Annotated in this window: 25 protein-coding genes; 9 read left to right on the top strand and 16 right to left on the bottom strand. The window is 71.5% G+C overall.

From position 1 onward, the window contains the following. Nucleotides 1-11: 11 nt before the first annotated feature. From ITJ68_RS07010 to iolC, 11 genes are all read right to left on the bottom strand, one after another. The gene (locus tag ITJ68_RS07010; protein ID WP_194660553.1) at nucleotides 12-419 is read right to left on the bottom strand and encodes a tautomerase family protein; all 408 of its coding nucleotides are present in this window, start codon (nucleotides 417-419) and stop codon (nucleotides 12-14) included. Between the two features lie 120 nt (nucleotides 420-539). After that, nucleotides 540-1733: a Gfo/Idh/MocA family protein gene (locus ITJ68_RS07005; protein WP_194660552.1), complete on the bottom strand. Its 1194-nt coding sequence runs from the start codon at nucleotides 1731-1733 to the stop codon at nucleotides 540-542. A gap of 5 nt (nucleotides 1734-1738) precedes the next feature. Then, a complete protein-coding gene (locus ITJ68_RS07000; protein ID WP_228504842.1) occupies nucleotides 1739-2878 on the bottom strand; it encodes a transaldolase family protein in 1140 nt (379 codons plus the stop codon). Next, nucleotides 2875-3744 carry a sugar phosphate isomerase/epimerase family protein gene (locus ITJ68_RS06995; RefSeq protein ID WP_194660551.1) on the bottom strand — a complete coding sequence of 290 codons (870 nt, stop codon included), beginning with the start codon at nucleotides 3742-3744 and terminating at the stop codon, nucleotides 2875-2877. The genes ITJ68_RS07000 and ITJ68_RS06995 overlap by 4 nt, the downstream gene beginning before the upstream one ends. Nucleotides 3745-3747: 3 nt before the next feature. Beyond that, entirely contained in the window at nucleotides 3748-4794 is a 1047-nt protein-coding gene (locus tag ITJ68_RS06990) for a Gfo/Idh/MocA family protein (protein ID WP_194660550.1), read from the bottom strand. A gap of 79 nt (nucleotides 4795-4873) precedes the next feature. After that, a complete protein-coding gene (locus ITJ68_RS06985; RefSeq protein ID WP_194660549.1) occupies nucleotides 4874-5827 on the bottom strand; it encodes a sugar phosphate isomerase/epimerase family protein in 954 nt (317 codons plus the stop codon). Nucleotides 5828-5879: 52 nt separating this feature from the next. Next, nucleotides 5880-7763, bottom strand: coding sequence for a 3D-(3,5/4)-trihydroxycyclohexane-1,2-dione acylhydrolase (decyclizing) (iolD, locus tag ITJ68_RS06980; RefSeq protein WP_194660825.1), 1884 nt, complete (start codon nucleotides 7761-7763; stop codon nucleotides 5880-5882). 17 nt (nucleotides 7764-7780) lie between these two features. Continuing rightward, nucleotides 7781-8677 (bottom strand): 5-deoxy-glucuronate isomerase, encoded by an 897-nt coding sequence (gene iolB / locus ITJ68_RS06975; protein WP_194660548.1) that lies wholly within the window; start codon nucleotides 8675-8677, stop codon nucleotides 7781-7783. 11 nt (nucleotides 8678-8688) lie between these two features. Next, the gene (locus ITJ68_RS06970; RefSeq protein ID WP_228504840.1) at nucleotides 8689-10200 is read right to left on the bottom strand and encodes a CoA-acylating methylmalonate-semialdehyde dehydrogenase; all 1512 of its coding nucleotides are present in this window, start codon (nucleotides 10198-10200) and stop codon (nucleotides 8689-8691) included. Then, nucleotides 10197-11225 carry a deoxyribose-phosphate aldolase gene (locus ITJ68_RS06965; RefSeq protein ID WP_194660547.1) on the bottom strand — a complete coding sequence of 343 codons (1029 nt, stop codon included), beginning with the start codon at nucleotides 11223-11225 and terminating at the stop codon, nucleotides 10197-10199. Before ITJ68_RS06965 ends, ITJ68_RS06970 begins: the two co-directional genes overlap by 4 nt. Next, nucleotides 11218-12210, bottom strand: coding sequence for a 5-dehydro-2-deoxygluconokinase (gene iolC / locus ITJ68_RS06960; RefSeq protein ID WP_194660546.1), 993 nt, complete (start codon nucleotides 12208-12210; stop codon nucleotides 11218-11220). Before iolC ends, ITJ68_RS06965 begins: the two co-directional genes overlap by 8 nt. Nucleotides 12211-12398: 188 nt before the next feature. Here iolC and rmuC point away from each other — a divergent pair, with 188 nt between their 5' ends. Beyond that, nucleotides 12399-13661 (top strand): DNA recombination protein RmuC, encoded by a 1263-nt coding sequence (gene rmuC, locus ITJ68_RS06955; RefSeq protein WP_194660545.1) that lies wholly within the window; start codon nucleotides 12399-12401, stop codon nucleotides 13659-13661. Nucleotides 13662-13786: 125 nt separating this feature from the next. On the opposite strand, the gene glpX is transcribed toward rmuC, so the two are convergent. After that, entirely contained in the window at nucleotides 13787-14776 is a 990-nt protein-coding gene (gene glpX / locus ITJ68_RS06950; protein ID WP_071272137.1) for a class II fructose-bisphosphatase, read from the bottom strand. 128 nt (nucleotides 14777-14904) lie between these two features. Between glpX and fbaA the strand changes: the two genes are divergently transcribed. Together fbaA and ITJ68_RS06940 are read left to right on the top strand one after the other, a co-directional pair. Next, complete coding sequence (gene fbaA / locus ITJ68_RS06945; RefSeq protein ID WP_194629590.1) at nucleotides 14905-15933, top strand: class II fructose-bisphosphate aldolase; 1029 nt, start codon at nucleotides 14905-14907, stop codon at nucleotides 15931-15933. Between the two features lie 93 nt (nucleotides 15934-16026). Next, a complete protein-coding gene (locus tag ITJ68_RS06940) occupies nucleotides 16027-17289 on the top strand; it encodes a M18 family aminopeptidase (RefSeq protein WP_194660544.1) in 1263 nt (420 codons plus the stop codon). A 9-nt stretch (nucleotides 17290-17298) separates the two neighbouring features. Here ITJ68_RS06940 and ITJ68_RS06935 read toward each other — a convergent pair whose 3' ends face one another. Further along, on the bottom strand, nucleotides 17299-18438 hold the full coding sequence (locus ITJ68_RS06935; protein ID WP_194660543.1) for a zinc-binding alcohol dehydrogenase family protein: 1140 nt from the start codon (nucleotides 18436-18438) through the stop codon (nucleotides 17299-17301). A 98-nt stretch (nucleotides 18439-18536) separates the two neighbouring features. On the opposite strand from ITJ68_RS06935, the gene ITJ68_RS06930 reads away from it, so the two are divergent. Continuing rightward, entirely contained in the window at nucleotides 18537-19178 is a 642-nt protein-coding gene (locus tag ITJ68_RS06930; RefSeq protein WP_194660542.1) for a TetR family transcriptional regulator, read from the top strand. Here the strand turns inward: ITJ68_RS06930 and ITJ68_RS06925 are convergent. Then, on the bottom strand, nucleotides 19117-19836 hold the full coding sequence (locus ITJ68_RS06925) for a DUF6264 family protein (protein WP_194660541.1): 720 nt from the start codon (nucleotides 19834-19836) through the stop codon (nucleotides 19117-19119). The two genes, ITJ68_RS06930 and ITJ68_RS06925, sit on opposite strands and share 62 nt — an antisense overlap. Next, on the bottom strand, nucleotides 19833-20897 hold the full coding sequence (locus ITJ68_RS06920) for a 4-hydroxy-3-methylbut-2-enyl diphosphate reductase (RefSeq protein ID WP_416354639.1): 1065 nt from the start codon (nucleotides 20895-20897) through the stop codon (nucleotides 19833-19835). The genes ITJ68_RS06925 and ITJ68_RS06920 overlap by 4 nt, the downstream gene beginning before the upstream one ends. Before the next feature lie 127 nt (nucleotides 20898-21024). Here ITJ68_RS06920 and xseA point away from each other — a divergent pair, with 127 nt between their 5' ends. The 5 genes from xseA (at nucleotide 21025) to ITJ68_RS06895 (ending at nucleotide 25486) form a co-directional block, all read left to right on the top strand. Then, entirely contained in the window at nucleotides 21025-22263 is a 1239-nt protein-coding gene (gene xseA, locus ITJ68_RS06915) for an exodeoxyribonuclease VII large subunit (RefSeq protein ID WP_194660540.1), read from the top strand. Between the two features lie 83 nt (nucleotides 22264-22346). Further along, entirely contained in the window at nucleotides 22347-22598 is a 252-nt protein-coding gene (locus tag ITJ68_RS06910; RefSeq protein WP_194660539.1) for an exodeoxyribonuclease VII small subunit, read from the top strand. Beyond that, nucleotides 22595-23233 carry a DUF4245 domain-containing protein gene (locus ITJ68_RS06905; RefSeq protein ID WP_194660538.1) on the top strand — a complete coding sequence of 213 codons (639 nt, stop codon included), beginning with the start codon at nucleotides 22595-22597 and terminating at the stop codon, nucleotides 23231-23233. Before ITJ68_RS06910 ends, ITJ68_RS06905 begins: the two co-directional genes overlap by 4 nt. A gap of 57 nt (nucleotides 23234-23290) precedes the next feature. Beyond that, the gene (locus tag ITJ68_RS06900) at nucleotides 23291-23905 is read left to right on the top strand and encodes a carbonic anhydrase (RefSeq protein WP_194660537.1); all 615 of its coding nucleotides are present in this window, start codon (nucleotides 23291-23293) and stop codon (nucleotides 23903-23905) included. A gap of 147 nt (nucleotides 23906-24052) precedes the next feature. Continuing rightward, a complete protein-coding gene (locus ITJ68_RS06895) occupies nucleotides 24053-25486 on the top strand; it encodes a class II fumarate hydratase (RefSeq protein ID WP_194660536.1) in 1434 nt (477 codons plus the stop codon). Between the two features lie 105 nt (nucleotides 25487-25591). On the opposite strand, the gene ITJ68_RS06890 is transcribed toward ITJ68_RS06895, so the two are convergent. After that, nucleotides 25592-26221 carry a copper resistance CopC family protein gene (locus ITJ68_RS06890; protein WP_194660535.1) on the bottom strand — a complete coding sequence of 210 codons (630 nt, stop codon included), beginning with the start codon at nucleotides 26219-26221 and terminating at the stop codon, nucleotides 25592-25594. Nucleotides 26222-26299: the final 78 nt, after the last annotated feature.

Raw genomic sequence — 26299 nt, 5'->3', positions numbered from 1 at the left:
GGCAGGCCGACCTACCCTGCTGCCGGTACGCCGAGCTCGCCCGTGACGTACTGCGCGCGGCCGAAGCCGAACGACCAGTCCTGCGGTCCGTTCTCGACGTAGCCGATGAAGACGTCCTCCGTCGCGACACCGACCGCCACGAGCCGGTCGTGGATCGCCGCGTAGAGCGTCGTCTTGGCGTCGTCCGTCCGTCCGCGCTGCGTGAAGACCTGGATCATGACGACGCCCTCGGTGCGCTCGAAGCCGAGCCCGGCGTCCTCGGCGATGATCTGCTGCGCCGGGTGCTCGGTGATGATCTGGAACCGGTCACGCGGCGGGATGCCGTAGACGTCGACGATGGCGGTGTGGATCGCGTCGGCGATGGCGCGGACGGCTTCCGGGCTGCGCCCGGTGGTCAGGTCGATGCGGACGAGCGGCATGGTGCCTCCTGCTGGTCGAGACTTTGTCCTGACAAAGTACCACGGCTCCGACGGAGTCACGAACGGACGGGAGGCCCGGCACCTGCTGGCACCGGGCCTCCCGTCCGTCTCGGTGACCGTCTAGAGCACGGGGGTCGCCGCGTCGGCGGTGAGCGGCCCGTCGACGCGGGCGACGTCGTGCCAGGCGCCGTCGGCGAGGGATGCCTCCGCGGCCTCGACGACCGAGGCAGCGGCCAGGCCGTCGGCGACCGACGGCGCGAGCTGCTCTCCGCGACGGACGCTGGCGATGAACTGGGCAGCCTCGATGGTCTTCAGGTCGTCGTAGCCCATGGCCGTCCCGGCGCCCGGCTGGAACCGGCCGAACTCGCCGTCGCCCGGCGCGACGAGGTGCGTGGTGTAGCCGGACGACTCCTGCCCGTCGAGTGCGACCTGGAGCTCGTTCATCCGCTGGAAGTCCCAGCGCACGGAGCCCCGGGTGCCGTAGACCTCGATCGCGTACTCGGCGTGGGGCCCGTGCATGACCCGACTCGAGTCCATCGTGCCGACCGCGCCACCGTCGAAGCGGAGGAGCAGGGCGGCGTAGTCCTCGTTCTCCACCGGTCGGAGCGCGCCGGTCGCGGCGGCGCTCCGGTCCACGATCCCGTTGCCCGGGACGGGACGCTCGGTGACGACGGTGTCGGCGAGCGCGGTGACGCTGCCGATCCGCCCGACCAGGTACTGCGCCAGGTCGACGCCGTGCGAGAGCAGGTCGCCGAGGACACCGGACCCCGCACGGTCCCGCTCGAACCGCCAGGTCAGCGGTGCCGCGGGGTCGGCGGAGTAGTCGGCCAGGAACGACCCACGCACGGTCGTGACCCGGCCGAGTCGACCGCTCCGGACCAGTTCGCGGGCGCGCTCGATCGCGGGGGCGTGCCGGTAGTTGAAGCCGACGCTCGTGATGACGCCCGAGCGCTGGACGGCGTCGTGGATCGCGCGCGAGTCCTCCGCTGAGCGGCCCATCGGCTTCTCGATCCAGAACGGCTTGCCGGCCTCGGCTGCGGCGACGGCCATCTCGCGGTGCAGGAAGTTCGGCGAGCAGATCGACACGACGTCGACGGCCGGGTCGGCGAGGACCTCGTGCCAGTCGGCGACGGCACGCTCGTACCCGAGACGGTCGATCGCCTGCGCACGGGCCTCGGGCACCGGGTCCGCCGCGACGACGAGCCGCGGCCGGACGCCGAGCTCGGGGAAGTGGTCGGGCAGCGCGCGGTACGCACGCGAGTGCAGCCGCCCCATCCACCCGACGGAGATCAGTCCGACGCCGACCGAGTCCATCGCGCTCAGACGGCCGGGACGATGATGTCGCGGACCAGGGCGTCGAGCTTGGCGTCCGCGTCGAGGAACTGGCGGAGCGTCGTGACGGTGGCACCGAAGCGGTCGAACTCGTCGATCGTCATGCCGTCCTCGTCGTACCCGCGAGCGAACTCGGGCGTCGCCGCACGCAGCGCGTCGAGCACGTGGGCCGGGACCTCGTCGTCGATGGCGTCGGGACGGAACGGGAACGCGTTGTCGTTGATGTCCTTCGACCACTGGAACGGCGGGGAGACGACGAGGTCGCCGCCCTGGAACTCAGACCACTGCAGGGCGTTGCGGAAGGCCGCGACGAGCACCCGCGAACGGAACCCGCGCTGCCGGAAGACCCGGTACGCGTTCTTCACCGCGGCGACGCCGGCCCACTCGAGGTACCCGGGATCGATCATCACGTGGTCGCGCTGCACCGAGGTCTTCAGCCAGTCGTCGAAGCGCCCGGCCATCAGGGTGACCACGTGGCCGAACTCCTGGTCCGGCAGGCCGTCCGCGGCCCGGCGGTCGAGCGCGCGCTCGATGGCCTCGCCCACGGCGACGACCTGCGGCACGGTGAACGACACCGTCGCGTTGATGGACACCCCGCGGTAGGCGGCTTCCTCGATCGCGGCGATCCCGGTCTTCGTCGCGGGGATCTTCACGATGATGTTCGGCGCGAGCCCGGAGAACCGCACGGCCTGCTCGACGAGGGCGTCCTGGTCGCGGTGGAAGCGCGGGTCGGTCTGCATGCTGAGCCGGCCGTTGCGTCCCCCGGAGGCCTCGAACGCGGGAAGCAGCTGGGCGGCCGCGGCGATCGAGAGCTCCTCGACGGCCTTCCACCCGATCCAGGACTCCCCCGCCGTCGGGTGTTCGGCGGCGATCTCGCGGATGCGCGGGACCCACGTCTCCGGGTCCTGCTGGATGCAGGTGTACGCGATGACCGGGTTGCAGGTCGCCCCGACGGCGCCGTACAGGTGGATGGCGGTGGCCAGTTCGCGCGGGTCAGCGGAGTCGTTCCACAGGGCAGTCGGGGTCTGCTCGGCCGCCTGGAGCGTGACCGGGCGGGTGTCGGCGGGGTTCTCCTGTGCGTCGTTCGTTGGTGCAGTCGTGGTTGCCGGCGTCGTTGCGGTCGTCATCGGTGCAGTCCCTTCGTGATCGTGTCGAGCTGGAAGCGCGAGACCTCGTCCGCGTTCTCGTCCTCGGCGAAGACGCTCGACACCGCGACGGTGTCCTCGCGCGCCGAGAAGCCGACGCGGTCGAGCGCTGCCCAGAACCGGTCGAAGTCGACGTCGCCCTGGCCCACCGGCAGGTGTTGGTGGACGCGGACGGCGTTGCCCGGCGGGTTGGTGATGTAGCGGAGGCCGTGGGAGCGGTGGTGGTCGAACGCGTCCGCGACGTGTACGAGCTGCAGGGAGTCCCCCGCGGCGTCGATGACCGCATCCATGTCGCCGCCGTAGTGGAACGTGTGGCAGGCCACGTACACGAACCCGACGTGCTTGGAGTTGAGCCCACGGATCACCCGCAGGGCCTCGAGGCCGTCCTCGACGAAGTCGTCGGGGTGCGGGTCGATGAGGACGCGGAGGTCGGCGGCCTCGATGACCGGGAGCAGTTCCTCCATCGCCCAGTAGAACTGCGCCTCGGACTCCTCGGCCCGCTCGGGTCGTCCGGAGAACTCCGTGTTGATGGTGTCCACCCCGAGGCGCTGGGTGATCTCGATCACGCGCTTCCACTGCTTGACGGCGGTCTCACGGGTCTCGCGGTCGGGGCCTGACCAGCGCAGCACCGGCAGGACGCTGGCCACCTGGACCCCGGCGTCCGCGCAGGCCGCGGCGAAGGCGTCGACGAGGTCGTCGTCGGCCTTCGGGTGCCGGAAGAACGGGATGAAGTCGCGGTGCGGGGTCAGCTGGAGGTACTCGTAGCCGAGTTCGGCGACCTTCCGCGGGAACTCGAGCAGGTCGAGGTCGTGGTGGAAGGGCGTGGGGTCGAGGGCGATCTTCGGCACGGGCTACGCCTCCGTGAGCACCGGGGCGTCGGCGTAGAACGCCGGCTTCGCGACCGCGTACTCGACCTGCTCGTGCGCCCCGCTCTGCTGGGCACGGACGGCGACCTCGGCGACGACGGACGCCGTGTAGCCGTCCCAGGCGCTCGGGCCGTCGATGCCGCCGAGGCGTGCGGCGTCGACCCAGCGCTGGACCTCTTCGTCGTAGGCGGCGGCGAAGCGCTCCTTGTACGACGGGGTCACCCCCTGGCCGGACACACCGCCCGAGACGACGAGCTGCGAGGTCTCGCGGCCGATGTACGCGACGCCCGACTCGAACACGGCGTCCGTGGTGACCTGGTAGCCGAACTGTGCGTTGACGTTGATCTCGACGATCGCCATGGTGCCCGACTCCGTCGTGAACAGCACGAACTGCGGCTCGGGCAGGTCGGCCGGGGCGAGGGAGTTCTGTCGGGGCTTCTTGACCTCGACGCTCGTGATCGCCTCGCCGGTGATGAACGGGATGATGTCGATCTCGTGGATCACCGAGTCGTGGATGAGCATCGACTCGCTGAAGTTCGGCGGGGTCGTCGGGTTGCGGTGCGCGTGGTGCAGCGCGAGCAGTGCGCCGTTCGCCCCGGACTCCCGCAGCGCCTTGAGCTCCTGGTAGCCGGTGTCGAAGCGGCGCATGAACCCGACCTGGATCTTCGGTCGGTCGGCCTTCGTCTGCTCGAGCTCGACGATGCGCAAGGAGTCCTCGGCGCTCGTCGTGAGGGGCTTCTCGCACAGCACGGTGAGCCCGCGCTCCAGGGCCGTCACCAGGATCGGCTCGTGCAGGAACCCGGGCGTCGCGATGACGACGGCGTCGATCGGCGTCAGGTCGAGTGCCTCGTCGAAGGAGGCCGCGGTGACGGCACCCGGCGCGACTGCGGCAGCCGCGGCGGCGCGGGCCTGGTCGGGCTCGACGACCGCGACGACGTCGGCGTTCGAGATCTTCGCGGTGATGCGACGGACGTGGTCGGCGCCCATCATGCCGGCGCCGACGACGGCGACGCGGAGGTTTCCGGTGGTCATGAGGTTCTCCTGTGGTGGACGACTGTGTCGCGGAACGCCGTCGTGGGCGACGGCGTGGTGATGGTGGTGCGGACGGCGCTCAGGACGCCCGAGCGGCCGACGTGGACCCGAGGATGTGCTGGAACGTGCGCTCGGCGATCGGGCCGGGGGCGTCGACGGAGCAGCCGTACATGTCCTGCTCGACGATGCCGAAGATCTCCGGGTTGATCCGGGCGACGGCCTCGATGATCGGCGCGAGCTCCGGGGTTCCGTGCGGCGGCTCGGTCATGATCCCCTGGGACACCGCGGTGGCGAAGGGGACGTCGTTCTTCAACACGTCGAACAGCAGGTCGGTGTCGACCTGCTTGAGGTGCAGGTAGCCGATGCGCTCGGGGTGCTCGGTGATGAGCTTGAGGGAGTCGCCGCCGTAGTAGGCGAAGTGGCCGGTGTCCAGGCAGAGGTTCGTGTACTCCGGGTTCGTGACCTCGAGGAAGCGCACGGTCTCCTTGTACGTGCCGACGTGGCTGTCGGCGTGCGTGTGGAACTGCTGGTGGACGCCGAACTCCTCGAACAGCGCCTTGCCGAGCTGGTCGTGCCCCCTGCCGAGCCGCTGCCACTGCTCGTCGTCCAGCGTGCGGGCCTCGAGCACCTCTTCCGTGGCGTCCGACCGCCACAGGTCCGGGATCGTGACGAGGTGCTCGGCGCCGAGCGCAGCCGCGAGCCCCGCGACCGCGACGGCCTGGTCCCATGCCCGCTGGAACTGGTCGTCGCCCTTGTGGAACCCGGTGAAGACCGTGCCGGCGGACAGCTTGAGTCCGCGGGACCCGAGCTCGTCGGACAGCTGGGCCGGGTCGGTGGGCAGGTAGCCGTACGGGCCGAGCTCGATCCACTCGTAGCCGGCAGCACTCGCCTCGTCGAGGAAGCGCTGCCACGGCACCTGGGCAGGGTCGTCCGGGAACCAGACGCCCCAGGAGTCCGGCGCGGTGCCGATGCGGATCGAGGCACCGGTGGCGTCCTCGGACGGGGTGCCGATGGGGGTGGCGGTGTCGGTCATGACGTCGCTGTCGCTCTCTGTCTCGGGGTGGTGTCAGCGTCTCGGGGTGGTGTCAGCCGAGCAGCGGTCGCTGTGCGGCGAGGTGCTGCTCGTAGTCGGCGCGGGCGGCCCGGGTGCTGTCGAGGGTCGAGGTCTGCGCGACCGGGACGTCCCACCACCCGTCGCCGTCGGGTGCGTAGACCAGCGGGTCGGAGTTCACGTGGATGAGCGTCGTGTGCTCGTTCGCCTTGGCCTGGCGGACGGCTGCCCGGAGGTCGTCGATGGCGGCCGGACCCGGCTCGACCTCGATCACGTCGACGCCGTACGACCGGGCGTTCGCTGCCAGGTCGACGGGCAGGGGCTCGCCGTTGTCGAACGACTGGGTGGCGTCGTCGAGGTAGCGGTACCTGGTGCCGTAGCGCTCCGAGCCGACGGTCTCGGACAGGTGCCCGATGGACGCGTACCCGTGGTTCTGGATGAGCACCACGATGATCTTCAGGCCCTCGGCCACCGCGGTGACGAGTTCGGTGTGCAGCATCAGGTAGGAGCCGTCGCCGACCATGACGATGGCGTCGCGGTCGGGTGCCGCGCGTCGGACACCGAGCCCGCCGGCGATCTCGTAGCCCATGCACGAGAACGCGTACTCGACGTGGTACCCGAGCTCGTCGCGGACCCGCCAGAGCTTGTGCAGGTCGCCCGGCAGCGAACCGGCCGCCTGGATGACGACGTCGCGAGGGTCCGAGGCGGACTGGACCGCGCCGATGATCTCCGACTGCCCGGGCAGCGCAGCCCCCGTGGGTGCGAAGGCCTCGTCGACCAGGGCGTCCCACGACCGCTTGCGGTCCGCGATCTCGCCCGCGTACCCGTCGGACACCGCGTACGACGCGAGCGACGTCGTCAGCGCGACCAGGGCCTCCCGGGCGTCGGCGACCAGCGGCAGCTGACTGCCGTGCTTGTAGGCGTCGAACGCGGCGACGTTCACGTTGACGAAGGTGACGTCCGGGTGCTGGAACGCCGTGCGCGACGCCGTCGTGAAGTCGCTGTAGCGGGTGCCGATGCCGATCACGACGTCGGCCTGCGCGGCGATCGCGTTCGCGGCAGCCGTGCCGGTCGCGCCGATGCCGCCCAGGTACTGCGGGTGGTCCCAGGGCAGGGCACCGCCACCGGCCTGCGAGGTGCCGACCGGGATGCCCGTGGCCTCGACGAAGGCACGCAGCTCGGCGGCCGCGTCGGCGTACAGGACTCCGCCGCCGGCGACGATCACCGGGCGTTCGGCGGCCTGGATCGCGGCGACCGCACGGGCCAGGGGTCCGTGCTCGGGCAGGGGCCGGCGGACGTGCCACTCACGCGGTGCCAGGAACGCGACGGGGACCTCGAGCTCCTCGGCCTGCACGTCCTCGGGCAGGGCGATCGTGACCGCACCGGTCTCGGCGGGGTCGGTGAGCACCCGCATCGCGGCGAGCGCGATCGAGAAGAGCTGCTCGGGCCGTTCGACCCGGTCGAAGAAGCGCGACAGCGGCCGGAACGCGTCGGTGACCTGCACCGAGGTGTCGTGCGGCATCTCGATCTGCTGCAGCACCGGGTCGGTGGTGCGCGTGGCGAAGGTGTCGGACGGCAGGAGCAGTGCGGGCAGGCGGTTCGTCGTGGCCAGCGCGGCACCGGTCAGCATGTTGGCCGCGCCCGGGCCCACCGAGGCGGTGGCGGCGTAGGTCGCACGACGGCGGTGCATCCGGGCGTACCCGACCGCCTGGTGCACCATCGCCTGCTCGTTGCGGGCCTGGTGGTAGGGCAGCAGTCCGGGCTGCTCGACGTGCAGCTGCTTGATCGCCTGGCCGAGACCGGCGACGTTGCCGTGCCCGAAGATGCCGAAGACGCCCGGGATCGTGCGCTCGCGGACGTCCCCGTCGACGGTCCACTGGTTCGCGAGGAACTCAACGAGTGCCTGGCCGACGGTCATGCGGCGTGTGGGGGTGCTCACGCGGGCTCCTTCTCGTGCTCGTAGGGCAGTCGGGGGTCGATCGTCTCCGACTCCCACACCTGGCGGACCCACCCGTGGGCGGGGTCGTCGGTGATGTTCCAGACGCGTTCCGGGTCAGGCCCGGCCATCACGTTGAGGTAGTACATGTCGTAGCCGGGAGCGGCGACGGCCGGACCGTGCCACCCGTACGGCACGAGGGCGACGTCGCCGGTGCGGACCTGGCGGAACTCGTCGATCGGGCGGTCGTCGGAGGCGTAGGTGCGGTGCAGTGCGAACGGGTCGGCGGACTCGGGGGCGTCGACACCACGGGCCACGGCGGACTCGTAGTAGTAGATCTCCTCGAGGTCGGACTCCTGCCCGGGGCGGTGCGTGTCGTGCTTGTGCGGCGGGTACGACGACCAGTTGCCGGCGGGCGTGATGACCTCGCACACGATGAACTTGACGGCGTCGAGCGCTGCCGGCGTGCCGAAGTTGTGCACCTGCCGGCTCGACTGACCGGCACCGCGGAGCTCCACGGGGACGTCCTGCCGTGGCACGTAGGTCGACGGCTTGTGCTCGTCGGTGGGGGCCTCGGCGACCGCGAACCGACCGCGGCCGGTGATCGTCGCGGCGGTCCCCGACCCGAGGTACAGGACGTCCGTCGGGCCGTCGAACACGCTCGAGCGCCCCTCGAGCTCCTGCGTCGTGTCGCCGTACGCCACGGTGAAGCTGCCGGCGAGCGGCACCACGATGCGCTCGACGGCGTCGGACGGCAGGTCCAGCTCGTCGCCGTCGGACAGCGCACCGGTGCGGAGACCGGTGTGCGCCCAGCCCGCGACGCGGCCGTCGACGACGTCCGTCCAGCCGTCCTCGGGTCGCGAGCCGGCGGGGATGAACCAGGTGTCGTTCGTCATGTGCGGGGCCGTCAGCTGTTCGACGGGAAGCCGAGGTTGATGCCGCCGTGCGACGGGTCCAGCCACCGGCTCGTGATGGCCTTCTGCCGGGTGAAGAAGCTCACGCCGTCGGCGCCGTACGCCTTGTGGTCCCCGAACAGCGAGTTCTTCCAGCCGCCGAACGAGTAGTACGCCACGGGCACGGGGATGGGCACGTTGATGCCGATCATGCCGACCTGCACGTCGCGCTGGAACCGACGGGCGGCGCCGCCGTCGTTCGTGAAGATCGCTGTGCCGTTGCCGAACGCGCCGGAGTTGATGAGTTCGAGGCCCTCTTCGTACGTTGCGACCCGGACGACGGAGAGCACCGGTCCGAAGATCTCCTCGGTGTAGACGCGGCTGGTGGTCGGGACGCGGTCGATCAGCGTCGGGCCGAGCCAGAAGCCGTTCTCGTCGCCGTCGGGTCGGACGGTGCGGCCGTCCACCACGACCACCGCACCGTCCTGCTCGGCGACCTCGATGTACGAGGCGACCTTGTCGCGGTGCTGCTCGGTGACGAGCGGGCCCATGTCGCACCCGCGACGGCCGTCACCGACGCGCAGGGTGGCCGCACGCTCGGTGATCTTCTCGATGAGCTCGTCGGCGACCGGTTCCACCGCGACGACGACGGAGATCGCCATGCAGCGCTCCCCGGCGGACCCGAAGCCCGCGTTGATGGCGTTGTCGGCGACGAGGTCGAGGTCGGCGTCTGGCAGCACGAGCATGTGGTTCTTCGCGCCGCCGAGGGCCTGCACGCGCTTGCCGTGCCGGGTGCCGGTCTCGTAGACGTACTGCGCGATCGGCGTGGAGCCGACGAAGGAGATCGACTGCACGTCGGGGCTGGTCAGCAGGCCGTCGACGCTCACCTTGTCGCCGTTCAGGACGTTGAAGACACCGGCGGGCAGCCCCGCCTCGGTGAACTTCTCGGCGAGCCAGAGCGCGGCGCTCGGGTCCTTCTCGCTCGGCTTGAGCACGACGGTGTTGCCCGCGGCGATCGCGATCGGCAGGAACCACAGCGGCACCATGGCGGGGAAGTTGAAGGGGCTGATGATGCCAACGACGCCGAGCGGCTGTCGGATCGAGTAGACGTCGATCCCGGTGGAGACCTGATCGCTGAACTCGCCCTTGAGCAGCTGCGGGATGCTCGTCGCGAGCTCGACGACCTCTTGTCCACGGGCGATCTCGCCGAGGGCGTCGTCGAGGACCTTGCCGTGCTCGCTCGTGATGATCTCGGCGAGCTCGGCCTTGTCGCGGTTCAGGATCTCGCGGAACGCGAAGAGGACCTGCTGGCGCTTGGCGAGGGACAGGTCGCCCCATGCCGGGAACGCGGCCTTCGCACTGGCGATCGCGGCCTGGACCTCGGCGTCGTCGGCGAGCGCGACCTGCTTCGTGGCGACCCCGAGTGCCGGGTCGTAGACCGGCGCGGTCCGACCGGAGGTCGAGGCCACGCGGGCCCCGTCGATCCAGTGCCCGATCGTGGTCAGGGCGGTGTCGGTGAGCGTCATGCGGTGCTTCCTTCCGGGATGGACGAGTCCATGGTCGTGGAGCCGGCGAGCCGCGCGGCTGGGTCGTTCGGATCTGTGGAGGACCCGCCCCGAGCCTCCTGGCTGTGGAGGGAACCGCCGGACGGGTCCCCGTCCGGCCGGCGGTGGACGAGTCCGGCGGCCACGTCGACCGCGGCGGCGACGTCACCGTCCGGCGGGTAGAGCAGGGTACGACCCACGACCAGACCGCGCACGCCCGGCAGGGCGAGGGCGTCGGCCCACATGGCGTAGGTCTCGTGGGGACGCGACGACGGGTCGCCACCGAGCAGGAGCGTCGGCAGCGTGGTCGCCGCCATCACCCGCGCCATGTCGTCGACCACCGGGATCTTGAGCCAGCTGTAGGCGCTCGACTCCCCGAGTCCCGCGGCGATCGCCATCGAGGTGATCACGGCGTCCGCCGTCAGGTCGTTCACGACCCGGCCGTCCTGCCACGAGGACATGAAGGGCTCGAGCATGATCGGGAGCTGCGCGGCGGCGGCCTCGGTGACGGCCTTCGCCGTGGCCTCCAGCGTCGGGGCGGTGCCCGCGTCCTGCAGGTTGACGCGGACGAGCAGCTTGGCGAAGTCGAACCCGGACCGCTTGATCGACGCCGCCGAGTACGCCGTGTACCGGTCGTCCATCTCGAAGGTCGCCCCGCGGAGTCCACCGCGGTTCATGGACCCGACGACGACCTTGCCGTCGAGGGCACCGAGGAGCGCGAGGTCCTCGAGGATGTCCGGTGTGCCGAGGACCCCGTCGACGCCGGGGCGGCCGAGGGCGACCACGAGCCGCTCGAGCAGGTCGTACCGGTCGGCCATCGCGGACTCGTCGTCTCCGACGGCCAGCGCGCCACGGGCGGGGTGGTCGGCCGCGACGATGAAGAGCTTGCCGTCGTCACCGAGCAGCGATCGGCGGGTGCGGGACGCGAGGGTGCTCGCGACGACCTCCGGGGAACCGGCGCGGACGTCGCGCAGGCGGTCGATGGCAGCGGGGCTGATCTCAGGCATGGACGGCCTCCTCTGTCGGGTTGTCCTGCAGGAACGTCTCGATCTCGTCGCTCGTCGGCATGGCCGTCGAGCACTCGAAGCGCGTCGCGACGATGGCACCGGCCGCGTTGGCGAAGGCGAGCACGCGCTCGAGTCCCCAGCCCTGCAACAGCCCGTGGGTCAGTGCTCCTCCGAAGCCGTCGCCCGAACCGAGCCCGTTGACGACGTCGATGTGGTGCGGGCGGAGCTCGACGAGCTCGTCACGGGTCTTCGCGAGGACGCCCTTCGGCCCCTGCTTCACGATCGCGACCTCGACCCCGCGTTCCAGCAGGGCGTCGGCAGCGCGGACCGGGTCGGTCTCGCCGACGGCGACCTCGCACTCCTCGCGGTTGCCGACGGCGACGGTGGCGTGCTCGAGGGCGACCGCGACCTCCCTGGTGGCGGCTGCCGGCGAGGACCAGAACACCGACCGGTAGTCGAGGTCCAGCACCGTGTGCACCGTCGTGGGGTGGTCCGACGCGCTCCGGGCCGCGAACGCGACGTGGTGCGCTTGGCGGCTGGGCTCCTCGCTCAGCCCGGTCACGGTGGTCCAGAAGACCCGTGCGCGCTCGATCTCGTGGAGCGGCAGGGACTTGGCCGTGATCATCAGGTCCGGCGCCTTGGGTGCGCGGTAGAAGTACAGCGGGAAGTCGTCCGGCGGGAACAGCTCGCAGAAGGCGACCGGGGTGTTCAGGCCGTCGACCGTCTCGACGAAGGCGTTCGCGACGCCGAACTCGGGCAGGGTGCGCGCGATGTACCGGCCGAAGGGGTCGTTGCCGGTACGGGTGATGACGGCGGCGTCCGCACCGTGGCGGGCTGCGGCGATGGCGACGTTCGTGGCGCTGCCGCCGACGGACTTGGAGAACGTCTCGACGTCCTCGAGCGGGCCGGTCTGCTGCGGGTAGATGTCGACGCTGACGCGACCCATGGTGATCACGTCGTAGGCGTGGGGAGCTTCGTTCGTCATGCGACGCGAGGGGACCTTCCGTGCGGCTTCATCGGCGGACGATCACGACTGTACATCATCCTTGGCCTAATGTCATGACATGGTCCAGCCGGCCTGTTCCGGCGGTCATCGGGTCGCCTCCGGGTCCGCTCTGGAGGCTCGCCCGCGTCCGCCCCGCTGCTGTCGGTGGGACCTGGGAAGGTCTGGGCATGGACATCTCCGCCCTGCTCGTCGGCCTGCTGATCGGCGCCCTCGCCGGCGCCGCCGTCGCGTGGTCGCTCGCGCGTTCCCGCGCCGGCGCGTCCGCCGCGACGGCCGTCGCCACCGCCGACGCCCTCCGTGCGCGTCTCTCCGAGGTCCGCCAGGACGCCGAGGAACGCCTCGACGCGCAGGACACCCAGTACCGCCGGCAGGTGGACTCGCTCGAACGGCGGTCAGCCGAGCTGGAGCACCTCGTCGAGCGCATGCACGGCGCCGAGACCGCCCGGTCGCAGGACGAGTCCAAGGTGCTCACGGCGCTGAGCCCCGTCGCCGAGACCCTCGACGTGATGCGCGCGAAGATCGCCGAGCTCGAGCGGGCCCGCAGCGAGCAGTACGGCGCCATCTCCACGCAGCTGCGGTCCGCCGCCGAGTCCGAGGAACGGCTCCGCGCCACCGCCGAGACCCTCGCGAGCGCACTCACCTCGAACAGCACCCGGGGCGTCTGGGGCGAGACCCAGCTGCGCAACGTGGTCGAGGCCGCCGGGCTGCTCGAACGGGTCGACTTCGACGTGCAGTCCTCGGTGACGACGTCCGCCGGTGCCGCACGCCCGGACATGATCGTGCACCTGCCCGGCGGCAAGAGCATCGCGGTGGACGCCAAGGTGCCCTTCACCGCGTACCTGCAGGCGGTGGCGATCCCCGCCAGTGCCACGGGGGCCGAAGGTGCTCGTCGTGCCACGCTCATGACGCAGCACGTCAAGGCCCTGCGGGCACACGTGGACGCCCTCGCCGCGCGGGAGTACTGGTCGGGCTACGACGCCTCCCCCGAGCTCACGGTGGCGTTCATCCCGTCGGAGTCCCTCATCGCCAGCGCCCTGGCCGCGGACCCCGGGCTGCTCGACCACGCCTTCCGCAAGCGGGTCGCCCTGGCGTCCCCGGTCACGCTGTGGTCGGTGCTCAAGACCGTGGCGTTCTCGTGGCAGCAGGACGTCGTCACGACCGAGGCCCGCGAGCTCTTCCGGGTCGCCCGCGAGCTCCACGGCCGGCTCACGACGATGGCGACGCACGTCGACAAGCTCGGGCGGTCGATCCGCGGCTCGGTCGTCGACTACAACCGCTTCGTGGGGTCGCTCGAACGGCAGGTGCTGCCGAGTGCCCGACGGCTGTCGATGCTCGACGAGTCGAAGGTCATCGCGGAACCCACCGTGGTCGAGGACGAGCCGCGGTTGCTCACCGCACCGGAGCTCGTGGGCGCCCTCGACGAGGACTGACGCGCGGGCGCTGCGCGCTGCGCGCTGGGTTCGCACAACAGGAACCCGCTCGCGCCACGGATGTCCGTGGTTCGAGCGGGTTCTGGTCGTGCGGCGTCGGTCAGCGCCAGGTCAGACCCTGTGGATCAGAACCACTTCTCGGCGCGGTGGTCCGCCTGGATGCGACGGATCGTGTTCGAGCGCGACCGGAGCACGAGCGAGTCGGTGTGGATGACGCCACGCGAGCGGCGGACACCGTCGACGAGCACGCCGTCGGTGACACCGGTCGCGACGAAGAACGTGTTGTCGCCCGTGACCAGGTCGTCCTGGTCGAGGACCTTGTCGAGGTCGTGGCCAGCCGCGATGGCCCGCTCGCGCTCCTCGTCGTCCTTCGGCTGGAGCTTGCCGAGCAGCACCCCGCCGAGCGCCTTGATCGCGCACGCGGTGATGATGCCCTCGGGCGTGCCGCCGACGCCGACGCACATGTCGATGTTCGAGCCGGGCAGGGCCGCCGCGATGCCACCGGCGACGTCACCGTCGAGCAGCAGGCGGGTGCCGGCGCCCGTGGCACGGATCGCGCGGATGAGCTCGTCGTGGCGGGGGCGGTCGAGCACGGCGACGACCATGTCCTCGAGGTCCTTGCCCTTGGCCTTCGCCAGCGCGCGGATGTTGTCGCCGATCGGCTTCTCGAGGTCGAGGACCCCACGCCCCTCGGGTCCGGCGGCGATCTTGTCCATGTAGAACACGGCCGACGGGTCGTACATCGAGCCGCGGTCCGAGACGGCCATCACGGAGATGGCGTTCTGGCGGCCGGCGGCGGTCAGCGAGGTGCCGTCGATCGGGTCGACCGCGATGTCGCAGGCCGGGCCGTGGCCGTTGCCGACGTGCTCGCCGTTGTAGAGCATCGGGGCGTTGTCCTTCTCGCCCTCGCCGATGACGACCACGCCGTCGAAGTTGACGGTGCCGAGGAACTTGCGCATCGCGTCGACGGCAGCACCGTCCGCGAGGTTCTTCTCCCCCCGGCCGACCCACGGTTGCGCGCGGATCGCGGCGGCCTCGGTCGCGCGGACGAGTTCGAGGGCCAGGTTGCGGTCGGGCTGCAGGAAGAGGGAACCGGTCTCAGTCGTGGGAGTCACGTACTGCAGCCTACCGAGCGCGGCCCGCGTGAGCCGCCGAGCGGACGGACGTGCAACGCCGCCCGGGTCACACTCCAGACCGGCTGACTACGATCGGTCCGGACATCACCGAAGTCGAAGGAGATCACGTGCCCATCGCAACGCCGGAACAGTACGCCGAGATGATCGACCGCGCGAAGGCCGGCAAGTTCGCCTACCCCGCGGTCAACGTGTCCTCGTCGCAGACCATCAACGCGGTCCTCCAGGGCCTGACCGAGGCCGGGTCGGACGGCATCATCCAGGTGACGACCGGCGGTGCCGACTACTTCGCCGGCCAGACCGTGAAGAACCGTGCCGCCGGGGCGCTCGCCATGGCGGCGTTCGCGCACGAGGTCGCCAAGAACTACCCGATCACCGTCGCGCTCCACACGGACCACTGCCCGAAGGACGCCCTCGACGGGTTCGTCCTGCCGCTCATCGCGGCGAGCGAGGAAGAGGTCCGCCACGGTCGCAACCCGATCTTCCAGTCGCACATGTGGGACGGCTCGGCCGTGCCGCTCGACGAGAACATCGAGATCGCCCGCACGATGATCGAGAAGACCCGCAACATCAACGCCATCCTCGAGGTCGAGATCGGCGTCGTCGGCGGCGAAGAGGACGGCGTCGAGCACGAGGGCACCAACGACGCGCTCTACACGACCTCGGGCGACGTCGAGCGGGTCGTCGACGCGCTCGGTCTCGGGGACAAGGGTCGCTGGATCGCTGCCCTCACCTTCGGCAACGTGCACGGCGTCTACAAGCCGGGCAACGTGAAGCTGCGTCCGGAGCTCCTCGGTGAGATCCAGGCAGCGGTCGCCGCGAAGCACGGCACCGGCGAGAACCCCCTCGACCTCGTCTTCCACGGCGGCTCCGGCTCGACCGACGACGAGATCCACGAGGCCGTGCGCAACGGCGTCATCAAGATGAACATCGACACGGACACGCAGTACGCGTTCACGCGGTCGATCGCCGGTTCGATGTTCAGCAACTACGAGGGCGTCCTGAAGCTCGACGGCGAGGTCGGCAACAAGAAGCAGTACGACCCGCGCGCCTGGGGCAAGGTCGCCGAGACCGCCATGGCCGCTCGCGTCGGCGAGGCCGCCAAGGTCCTCGGTTCGGCCGGACACAGCCAGAGCTGACCCCGCTCCACACCGCCTGGAGGCACTGGCCGCGTCCGCAGGGCGCGGCCAGTGCTGCGTCTGGTCACCTCGCGACCGTGCCACCATGGTCGGGTGACCGTCGACGCCATCGCCCCCGAGTTCGCCCACTTCGTCACCGCGTCGCCGACGGCGTTCCACGCCGCCGCCGTGGCCCGTGACCGGCTCGTCGCCGCCGGGTTCACCGAGCTCGACGAGCGCGACGCCTGGCCGACCGATCCCGGCGCCTACGTCGTCGTGCGTGACGGTGCCGTCATCGCCTGGCGTCTCCCCGCCGGCGCCACCGCGACGACGCCGTTCCGGATCCTCGGGGCCCACACCGACTCCCCCGGGTTCCGCCTCAAGCCGAACCCCGTCGTCCGGGTCGGCGGGTGGGAGCAGCTCAACGTCGAGGTCTACGGCGGCCCGATCCTGTCGACCTGGTTCGACCGTGACCTCCGCATCGCCGGACGGGTCGTCCACGCGGACGGCACCGTCACGCTCCTCGACACCGACGCGGTGGCGCGCATCCCGAACCTGGCGATCCACCTCGACCGCGGCGTGAACGCCGGCGCCGAGATCGACCGGCAGCGGCACACGCTCCCCGTGGTCGGGACGGACGCCACGAGCGCCGGCGGGGTCGACGCCCTCGCGTGGCTCCGCGGCCGGGTGGGCGAGACCGCCGTGTCGTGGGACCTCTTCCTCGCCGACACGCAGGCGCCCGCCCGGGTCGGCATCGACGGCTCGTTCCTGGCGTCGGGCCGGATGGACAACCTGACGAGCGTGCACGCGGGGCTCCGCGGCATCGTCGACGCTCCGGCGGACGGCGACCACGTCCCGGTCTTCGCCGCGTTCGACCACGAGGAAGTCGGGTCGGCGACGCCGTCCGGTGCCGGTGGTCCGTTCCTCGAGGACGTGCTCGGCCGCGTGCAGGAGGGCCTCGGCGCCACCCGGTCCGAGGCCGCGCGGGCGTTCCGGGCCTCGTGGTTGCTCTCGAGCGACGCCGGGCACCTGGTCCACCCCAACTACTCCGAGAAGCACGACCCGACCAACCGCCCGCGCCCGGGTGGTGGTCCGCTGCTCAAGACCAGCGCGAACCAGCGCTACATGACCGAGGCGAAGGGCGAGGCCGTCTTCGCCGCCGCCTGCGACGCCGCCGGGGTGACGTACCAGCCGTTCGTGAACGTCAACACGATCCCCGGTGGCTCGACCATCGGGCCGATCGCGGCGACGCGACTCGGCATCCCGACGGTGGACATCGGCGTCGGACTGCTGTCGATGCACTCCGTGCGCGAACTGGTCCACGTCGAGGACCTGGCCGCACTGCACGGTGCCGTGGCCGCGTTCCTCGCCGGCTGACGAGGTCGGTCAGAGCGTCACGACGATCTTCTGCGCGGAGACCCCGGCGCGCTGCCGGTCGAGCGCACCCTGGACGGCGGCGAGGCCGGTGCCCAAGACGAGCGGCTCAGGTACCGCGCGCAGGGTGCCGTCCGCGAGACCGCGCGGCAGGACCTCGCCCCACAGCATCGGGCCGACCGCGTCGTCGCGCAGGCTGCTGCCCCAGATGAAGGCGGTCCGGATGCCGGCGCGGCGGGCGCTGAGCATCAGTCCGGCCATCGTGAGGCCGAGCCGGCTGAACACGGGGAGCATCGCTGGGAACAGCCGTCGACGTCCTGCAAGTCGGTCGAGGGACACCGGGGTGCTCGCCAGCGCCAGCACGGTGCCGCCCGTCCGACGGAGCACCTGGATGCAGGCGGCGGCCGAGGTCGTCCCGAGCGCCACCGCGCCGAGGACTCGGCGGCCGGCGATGGCCGCGACGAGGGCGTCGACCGCGTGCGGGTCGTGGTGATCCACCACCACCTCGGCTCCGAGCGACCGGACGAGCTCGGCGTTCCGAGGCGACGCCGTGGTGACGACGTCATAGCCGGCGGCTGAGGCCAGCTGGACGGCGTTCATGCCGACGCTCGTCGATCCGCCCCAGACCACGACGACGCCGCGGTCGCCGTCAGCGGTGCCGCCCGCGCCGTCGACCGTCGCGTGTCCAGGCATGCGGAGCCCGAGGTGGCGCTCCTGGAAGAGCGCGCACGCGGCCGTCGAGGCCCCGAGCGGCAGCACGACCGCCTGCTCGTCAGTGAGGTCGTCCGGCGTCGGTGCGGTCAGTCGCTCGAGCAGCGCGGTGTGGTCCTGGAACGCGCCCTCGTGCTGCGGGTCCCGACCGCGGTCAGTCCCGGTGGCGAGTCCGAACACGCGCTGGCCCACCCGGAACCGGGTGACGGCCGACCCGATGGCGACGACCTCGCCGGCGACGTCGGAGCCGAGCACCACCGGTGTCTGCAGCCAGCGGTAGGTCACGGACCCGGTGCCCTGGATGACCCAGTCGACCGGGTTGACGGCCACCGCCCGCACTCGCACAACGACCTCGTCACTCGCAGGCGTCGGGACGTGGGCGGGTTCGACGACGAACGGGGTGCGCAGCGCTCGGAGCACAGCGGCGGAGTTCTGGGGCATGGTTGCCTTCCGGCAGATGAGCGGCGTGACCTCGATGGCACCTGGTGTCATCACAGTAGCCCGTCATGACACCTGGTGTCATCACCTATGCTGGCGGCATGGCCAGATGGGCGCCGGGCACCCGGGAACGACTGCGAGCGGCCGCGATGGAGCTGTTCGAGGAGCGCGGCTTCACGGCGACCACGGTGCCGGACATCGTCGAGCGCGCGGGGCTGACCAAACGGACCTTCTTCCGGTACTTCAGCGACAAGCGCGAGGTCTTCTTCGGCGATGACGAGATCCCGGCCATCGCCACGCGGATGCTCGCCGAGGCTCCGCTGGACGTCCCGCCGCTCGACGTCGTGCTCGTCGGCCTCCGCACCCTCGCGCAGCAGCGGTTCGAGCCGCGCCGCTCCGCGATCCGCGCCGCTCGAAGGGTCATCGACGCCGAGCCGGCGCTCCGCGAGCGGGACCTCCGCAAGCAGGCCGACCTCCGAGAAGCCGTCCGGGCCGGGTTCGTCCTGCGCGGCGACGACCCGCTCACCGCGGTCGTCCTCGCTGGCGTGACCGTCGAGCTGTTCGAGGCGGCACTCGGTCAATGGCTCGCCGACGACTCTGACACCCCGCTGGCCGAGCACCTGGACGCGGCGACGCAGCGCATCCGGAGCGTGGTCGGCGACGGCGGCACCGAGACCGGTGTCAGCCGCCCGCGTTCTGCATGGCCCACGCGACGAAGCGGTCGTCGTGCAGCATCACCGTGAGGAACGCCGACAGCGTGACCACCGACGCGACGAGTCCACCGAGCAGCGGGACCCAGACCGTGCGCTTCCGGTTGCGCAGGCGCACCACCGACCACCACGCGACGAGCACGAACAGCACCAGGCCGCCGATCGCACTGACGAGCGCTGCGCCCACGAGCGCGCCGGGGTCCGACAGCGCGGTGTACCGGACCTCGAGCTGCCGGGCCAGGTTCGCGGCGACCGAGCGGAACGCCAACGACTGCAGCACCGAGACGAGCCCGAAGGCGAGCAGCATCACGGTGAGCAGGAAGTCCGCGGGCGACGCACCGAAGCGCGCAGCGACGGGCGTGCCAGCCGGGGTCGGAGCACGTCCGGAGTCCGACTCGGGCTGTCTGGCGGCCGTGGTCTTCGGCGTGGGCCGTTGCTGCGGCGACGCGGGACGGTCGCCTTGCGAGCGCTGCCGTTCGAGGCGTTCCTGCTCGACCAGGACGGGGTTCACCCAGCCCTCCGGGGCGTACTCGCCGTACTGCGGAGCGGGACGACCCTCGGGCCGGGAGCCGGCGACGCGCGCAGCGCCAGCGTCGGTGTGGGTGTGGGTGCCGTCACCCGAGCCGGTGTCCTGTGGTGGCACGCCACGGTCGCGGTCGGGCGCCGCCGACCAGTCACCCCGCGCGCTCATCGGCGCCGCCCGCCGAGCCCGCGCGTGGCGTTGCCCGATGCGTCGGTGCGGAGTTCCTTGGGGAGCGAGAACATCAGGTCCTCGTGCGCCGTGACGACCTCTTCCACCGTGCCGTAGCCGGCGTCGGCGAGCTGCTCGAGGACCTCGTGCACGAGTTGCTCGGGCACCGAGGCGCCACTGGTGACCCCGACGGTCTGGACGCCGTCGAGCCACTCCTGCCGGATCTCCTCGGCGTAGTCCACGCGGTGCGCCGCCGTGGCCCCGTACTCGAGCGCCACGTCGACCAGGCGGACGCTGTTCGAGGAGTTGGCGGACCCGACCACGATGACGAGGTCGGCCTGCGGTGCGACCTTCTTGATCGCGACCTGCCGGTTCTGGGTGGCGTAGCAGATGTCGTCCGAGGGCGGGTTCTCGATGGTCGGGAACTTCTCGCGCAGGAGCCGGACGGTCTCCATCGTCTCGTCGACGCTCAGCGTGGTCTGGGACAGCCAGACGAGGTTGTCGGGGTCGTCAACGGTCAGTGCGGCGACGTCGGCGGGCCCGTTCACCAGGATCGTCCGCTCGGGCGCGTGGCCCATGGTGCCCTCGACCTCTTCGTGGCCGGTGTGCCCGATCAGGATGATGGTGCGCTCGGCCTTGGCGAAGCGGGTGGCCTCGCGGTGGACCTTCGTGACCAGGGGGCAGGTGGCGTCGATGGCGTGCAGGTCACGGGCGGCCGCACCGGCGACGACCGCGGGTGAGACGCCGTGAGCGCTGAACACGACGTGGGACCCGCGCGGGACCTCGTCCACGTCGTCGACGAAGACCGCTCCGCGCTGTTCGAGCGTCGACACGACGTGCACGTTGTGGACGATCTGCTTGCGGACGTAGACGGGCTCGCCGTACTGCTCCAGGGCCTTCTCGACGGCGATCACCGCGCGGTCGACGCCCGCGCAGTACCCACGGGGTGCCGCGAGCAGGACCTTCTTGCTGCCGGCGACCGGGTCGTTCCGCAGCCGACCACGCGGCGCTGGGCTGCGCGGCGGGGCGAGCGGGACCGAGTGGCCGTTGGTGATCGTCACGTCCCCGATGATAGGTGAGCGGGACCGACACACGCTGGGGGCGCGGAGGGTGGCGGACGGGCCACCCGGACGCGGATCGTCAGGGGTGTCCGGCACCATGGGGACCGCACCACCGCAGAGGAGCACGATGGCGATCGAACAGGGCCCACCGACGGCCGACAACCCATGGCCGGTCGCGCTGCTCGGCGCGAAGCTCCGGGACTGGATCGACCGCCTCGGCACCGCCTGGATCGAGGGCGAGATCACCCAGTGGAACGTCGCGGGCGGCAACGTCTACGGCAAGCTCAAGGACCTCGAGGTCGACGCCACCGTGTCCTTCTCGATCTGGTCGAGCGTCCGTTCCCGGGTGCCCGCCGACCTCAAGCAGGGGGCCAGGGTGGTCGCGGCGGTCAAGCCGAACTACTGGGTCAAGGGCGGCTCCCTGACGATGCAGGTCGTCGAGATGAAGCACGTCGGGCTCGGTGACCTGCTCGAACGCCTCGAACGGCTCCGCCGGACCCTGGCCGAGGAAGGCCTGTTCGACGTCTCCCGCAAACGGCGCCTGCCGTTCCTGCCGCACCGCATCGGCCTGATCACGGGCAAGGACTCCGACGCCGAGAAGGACGTCAAGCGGAACGCCCAGCTACGGTGGCCGCACGTCGAGTTCCGGACCGTCCACACCGCGGTGCAGGGCGACCGCACCGTCGGCGAGGTCACGGCGGCGATCCAGGAGCTCGACGCCGACCCCGAGGTCGACGTCATCGTCGTCGCCCGCGGTGGCGGCGACTTCCAGAACCTGCTCGGCTTCAGCGACGAGGGCCTCGTCCGTGCGGCAGCCGCGGCCACCACGCCGATCGTCTCCGCCATCGGGCACGAGGCCGACCGGCCGCTCCTCGACGACGTCGCCGACCTCCGCGCGTCCACCCCGACCGACGCCGCCAAGCGCGTGGTCCCCGACGTCGCCGAGGAGCTCGCGAACGTCCGCCAGGCCCGTGCCCGGATCGGACTCCGGCTCTCGCACACCCTGTCGGTGGAGGCCGACCGCATCGCGGCCCTGCGCTCGCGGCCGGCCCTCGCGTCCACCGCCTGGCTCGTCGACACCCGCGCAGAAGAGGTGGCCCGTGACCTCTCCCGCGCCCGCGAGCTGCTCGACCGACGCATCGAACGGTCCCACGCCGACGTCGGACACCTCACCGGACGACTCCGGGCCCTCTCCCCCCGCGACACGCTCCGCCGCGGCTACGCCATCGTGCAGACGGGCGACGGTGCGGTCGTGCGTGCGGCCTCGGACCTCGACGGCACCGCGGACGTCCGCGTCACGCTCGGCGCCGGCACCGCGACCGGCACGCTGACCGCGGAGGGTCCCGGCCCGGACGGCGAGGGCTGAGCACCGTGACGACCCCGGACGCCGTTCTCCACAGGCGCACCCCGCACACGGTGGCGTCGGTGGACCCTCGGTAGGATCGAGTCGTGTCAACCGAGGAGCAGTCCGCACCAGCCGAGCAGTCCGACGTCCGGTCCCTGACGTACGAGGCCGCCCGCGACGAACTCGTGCGCGTGGTCGGCGAACTCGAGCAGGGCTCTGCCACGCTCGAACGCTCGCTCACGCTCTGGGAACGCGGCGAAGCCCTCGCCGCCCGGTGCGAGGAATGGCTCGTCGGCGCCCGCGCCCGGCTGGACGCCGCCCGTGCCGCCTCCGACTCCTCGGACGCCGACCGATGAGCGACCCGGACACCGGCCGCCCGATCGTCGCCGAGCTCGGCCGCCCCGAGACGGCCGAGGAGACCTGGCTCCGCAAGGACACCGCGCGACGCTCCCGCAAGGAGCACCAGACCGCGTTCAACCTCGTGCTCGCGCTCATCGCGTCGCTCGGCATCGTGCTCTTCCTCGTCGCCGTCGTCGCACGACCCGACAGCACCGTGGACCGCAACGTCGACTACCGCCAGGTCGCCGACCAGGCGGACGTGCCCGGCGTGCCCCTGGCTGCGCCGGTGCTCCCGAAGGGCTACTCGTCCAACCGCGCCGACTACACGGACAAGACCGCGGACGGGGTCGACGTCTGGACGGTCGGCTTCCTGACACCCGACAAGCAGTACATCGGCATGCAGCAGGGCATCGGGGCCAACCCGACCTGGGTCGCGAACCAGCTCGACCAGCACCGCGCCACCGGCACCCGCTCGATCGGCGGCACGAAGTGGACCGTGTACGACCGGCGCGACGAAGGCCAGGACGCCGGCAACCAGCTCTACTCACTCGTCGGGACCTTCGGCACGGACACCATCGTGCTCGCCGGCACCGCTGACGACGCCTCCTTCCGCGCGGTCGCCGGCGCCGTGGCGAAGCAACTCAGCTCGTAGCCCCACCACCCCCGAACCAGCCCGACCCCCCGCAGCAGCACCGAGGAGCCGAACCACATGACCGACCGCGCCGCGTCCACCCCCGCTGAAGCCCTCCGTCTGCTCGTCGAGGGCAACGCCCGGTTCGCCTCCGACAAGCGCCGCACCGGCCGCATCGACCCGCAGCGCCGGACCGAGCTCGAGGGCTCCCAGGCGCCCTTCGCGACGGTCCTCGGCTGCTCCGACTCACGCGTGCCGTTCGAGCACGTGTTCGACGCGGGCATCGGCGACGTCTTCGCGATCCGCAACGCCGGACAGATCGTGGACGACGTCGTGCTCGGCTCGATCGAGTTCGCCGTCGTCGCCCTCGGGACCCCGCTCGTCGTCGTCCTCCGCCACACCCGGTGCGGAGCCGTCGCCGCCGCCCGGTCCGGTGAGCCCGTCCCGGCCCCGCACCTGCAGGCCCTCGTGGACGCCATCGCCCCCAGCGTCGAGCGCGTCCGCGCCACCGACGCCGACATCCCCCAGGAAGCCATCGGCGCCGCCCACCTGGAAGCCACGCTGCGTGCGGTCCTCGAACGCTCAGGCGCCGTCTCCGACGCCATCGCCGAGGGTAGGTTGGCCGTGGTCGGTGCAACCTACGACCTCGCCACGGGCGAGGTCGCGATCGACACCGTCGTGGGCGACGCCTGACCTCCAGGCCCACGGCACCGGCGCGATTGCCCCGACCTCCCGGACGGTGAACCCGACCGGCAGAACCAGCCGGACGACCAACCCGACCGACAGAACCAGCCGGACGTGACCGCGTCCGGCAGCACCACCAGGAAGGACCACGACGACGTGACCGACACCACCGCGACGACCGACACCACCGCGACCGACACCACCGGCGACTACCGGATCGAACACGACACGATGGGCGAGGTCCGCGTGCCGGCCTCGGCGCTCTACCGCGCACAGACCCAGCGCGCCGTCGAGAACTTCCCGATCTCCGGCACCGGCCTCGAGCCCGCACAGATCATCGCCCTCGCACGGATCAAGCGTGCGGCGGCCATCGTGAACGGGCAGCTCGGGATCATCGACGGCAGCGCGGCCGACGCGATCCAGCAGGCCGCCGACACGATCATCGCCGGCGAGCACCACGACCAGTTCCCCGTCGACGTCTACCAGACCGGCAGCGGCACGTCGTCGAACATGAACATGAACGAGGTCCTCGCGACCCTCGCCTCCGACATCGCCGGCGACGCCGTGCACCCGAACGACCACGTCAACGCCTCGCAGTCCTCGAACGACGTCTTCCCGACCTCGGTCCACGTCGCCGTCACCGACGCCCTGATCCGGTCCCTGGTGCCGGCACTCGAGCACCTCGCCGAGTCGCTCGAGCGCAAGGCCGTCGAGTGGGCGGACGCGGTGAAGTCCGGGCGGACGCACCTGATGGACGCCACCCCGGTGACGCTCGGCCAGGAGTTCGGCGGCTACGCCCGCCAGGTCCGGCTCGGCATCGAGCGCGTGAACGCCACGCTCCCCCGCGTGGCCGAGGTCCCGCTCGGCGGCACCGCCGTCGGCACGGGCATCAACACCCCGAAGGGCTTCCCGCAGCAGGTCATCGCGCAGCTCGCCGCGGACACCGGCCTGCCGATCACCGAGGCCCTCGACCACTTCGAGGCCCAGGGGGCGCGCGACGCCCTCGTCGAGGCCTCCGGCGCGCTCAAGGTGCTGGCGGTCAGCCTGACGAAGATCAACAACGACCTGCGCTGGATGGGCTCCGGTCCGAACACCGGGCTCGGCGAGCTGCACATCCCCGACCTGCAGCCCGGGTCCTCGATCATGCCCGGCAAGGTCAACCCGGTGATCCCCGAGGCCACCCTCATGGTCGCGGCCCGGGTCATCGGCAACGACGCCACCGTCTCCTGGGCGGGAGCGTCCGGCGCGTTCGAGCTCAACGTCGCCATCCCCGTGATGGGCACCGCCCTGCTCGAGTCCATCCGGCTGCTGGCGAACAGCTCGCGGGTCCTCGCGGACAAGACGATCGACGGCCTGCAGGCGAACCTGGAGCGCGCCCGGGCCTTCGCGGAGTCGTCGCCGTCCATCGTGACGCCGCTCAACCGGGCCATCGGCTACGAGGCCGCCGCCAAGGTCGCGAAGTACGCCGTCGCCGAGGGCGTCACCGTCCGCGAGGCCGTCGTCGCCCTCGGCCACGTCGAGCGTGGCGAGGTGACCGAGGCCCAGCTCGACGAGGCCCTCGACGTCCTCCGCATGACCCACCCGAACTGAGCGCGCCGCGCACCACGTGACGGACGGGAGGCCCGGTGCCAGCTGGCACCGGGCCTCCCGTCCGTCATGGTGGTGCGCCGACCGTCGTCGGGTCGACCGGGCGGGTCAGTCGTCGGTGGGTGCGCGGCGGCGGCGAGCCACCGCCAGGACCGCGACCAGGCCGGCGACGAGGACGGCGCCCGCACCCAGCCAGAGTGCGGCTCCACCGGCGCCGGAACCGGCGTCGCTCGCTGCCGGGGTGGCGGAAGGGGTCAGCTCGACCGTCGCGCTGGTCTCGGTGGGTTCGTCGGAGGGTGCGGTCGGCGTCGCCGAGGCGGACGGCCCCTGCGTGGGGGCAGGGAGCGCGACCGTGAAGCCGAGTTCGCCGGTGACCGGGTGGCCGTCGGGGGAGACGTAGCGCCAGAGGACCGTGTACGCGCCGTCGGCCAGGTCGACGGCGCGGGACATCGTCGTGCCGTCGACGGTGACGTCGCCCGACGCGCGGTCCGTGCCGGCGGCGTCACGGACCTCGATGCGGAGGCCGGCGTCGAGCCCGGTGAGCGGCGCCTCGGAGAAGGTCAGGCCGACTCGGTCGATCGGCGTCGTGATCGTCTGCCCGTCGGTCGGGTCACTCGACACGAGGGCCGAGTGGGCCTGGGCCGGAGCGGCCGAGGCCAGGCTGGCAAGCCCGGTCAGGGCGACGACGATCGCGACGAGGGACATCCGGGCGCTGCGACGGATCGCGGTGGAGGACATCCGCCGATCCTACGAGAGGTCGTCTGACCGGGCGGTCGTCTGACGGGCCGGTCGTCTGACCGGTCGGTCGTCTGACGG

This window comes from Curtobacterium sp. VKM Ac-1395 (assembly GCF_015350975.1).
GTDB lineage: Bacteria > Actinomycetota > Actinomycetes > Actinomycetales > Microbacteriaceae > Curtobacterium.
Note: the sequence above shows the minus strand (reverse complement) of the source record. Positions and strands in the feature narration are given on the sequence as shown.

Coding starts and splice junctions, on each gene's coding strand:
- iolC (WP_194660546.1), bottom strand. CDS start 12,210: ATGACGAACGAAGCTCCCCACGCCTACGACGTGATCACCATGGGTCGC.
- ITJ68_RS06970 (WP_228504840.1), bottom strand. CDS start 10,200: ATGACGCTCACCGACACCGCCCTGACCACGATCGGGCACTGGATCGAC.
- ITJ68_RS06905 (WP_194660538.1), top strand. CDS start 22,595: ATGAGCGACCCGGACACCGGCCGCCCGATCGTCGCCGAGCTCGGCCGC.
- ITJ68_RS07010 (WP_194660553.1), bottom strand. CDS start 419: ATGCCGCTCGTCCGCATCGACCTGACCACCGGGCGCAGCCCGGAAGCC.
- ITJ68_RS06985 (WP_194660549.1), bottom strand. CDS start 5,827: ATGACCGACACCGCCACCCCCATCGGCACCCCGTCCGAGGACGCCACC.
- iolB (WP_194660548.1), bottom strand. CDS start 8,677: ATGACGAACGACACCTGGTTCATCCCCGCCGGCTCGCGACCCGAGGAC.
- ITJ68_RS06925 (WP_194660541.1), bottom strand. CDS start 19,836: ATGAGCGCGCGGGGTGACTGGTCGGCGGCGCCCGACCGCGACCGTGGC.
- ITJ68_RS07005 (WP_194660552.1), bottom strand. CDS start 1,733: ATGGACTCGGTCGGCGTCGGACTGATCTCCGTCGGGTGGATGGGGCGG.
- ITJ68_RS06890 (WP_194660535.1), bottom strand. CDS start 26,221: ATGTCCTCCACCGCGATCCGTCGCAGCGCCCGGATGTCCCTCGTCGCG.
- iolD (WP_194660825.1), bottom strand. CDS start 7,763: ATGACCGTCGGCCAGGCACTCGTTGAGTTCCTCGCGAACCAGTGGACC.
- ITJ68_RS06965 (WP_194660547.1), bottom strand. CDS start 11,225: ATGCCTGAGATCAGCCCCGCTGCCATCGACCGCCTGCGCGACGTCCGC.
- ITJ68_RS06935 (WP_194660543.1), bottom strand. CDS start 18,438: ATGCCCCAGAACTCCGCCGCTGTGCTCCGAGCGCTGCGCACCCCGTTC.
- xseA (WP_194660540.1), top strand. CDS start 21,025: ATGGCGATCGAACAGGGCCCACCGACGGCCGACAACCCATGGCCGGTC.
- ITJ68_RS06900 (WP_194660537.1), top strand. CDS start 23,291: ATGACCGACCGCGCCGCGTCCACCCCCGCTGAAGCCCTCCGTCTGCTC.
- rmuC (WP_194660545.1), top strand. CDS start 12,399: ATGGACATCTCCGCCCTGCTCGTCGGCCTGCTGATCGGCGCCCTCGCC.
- ITJ68_RS07000 (WP_228504842.1), bottom strand. CDS start 2,878: ATGACGACCGCAACGACGCCGGCAACCACGACTGCACCAACGAACGAC.
- ITJ68_RS06990 (WP_194660550.1), bottom strand. CDS start 4,794: ATGACCACCGGAAACCTCCGCGTCGCCGTCGTCGGCGCCGGCATGATG.
- ITJ68_RS06930 (WP_194660542.1), top strand. CDS start 18,537: ATGGCCAGATGGGCGCCGGGCACCCGGGAACGACTGCGAGCGGCCGCG.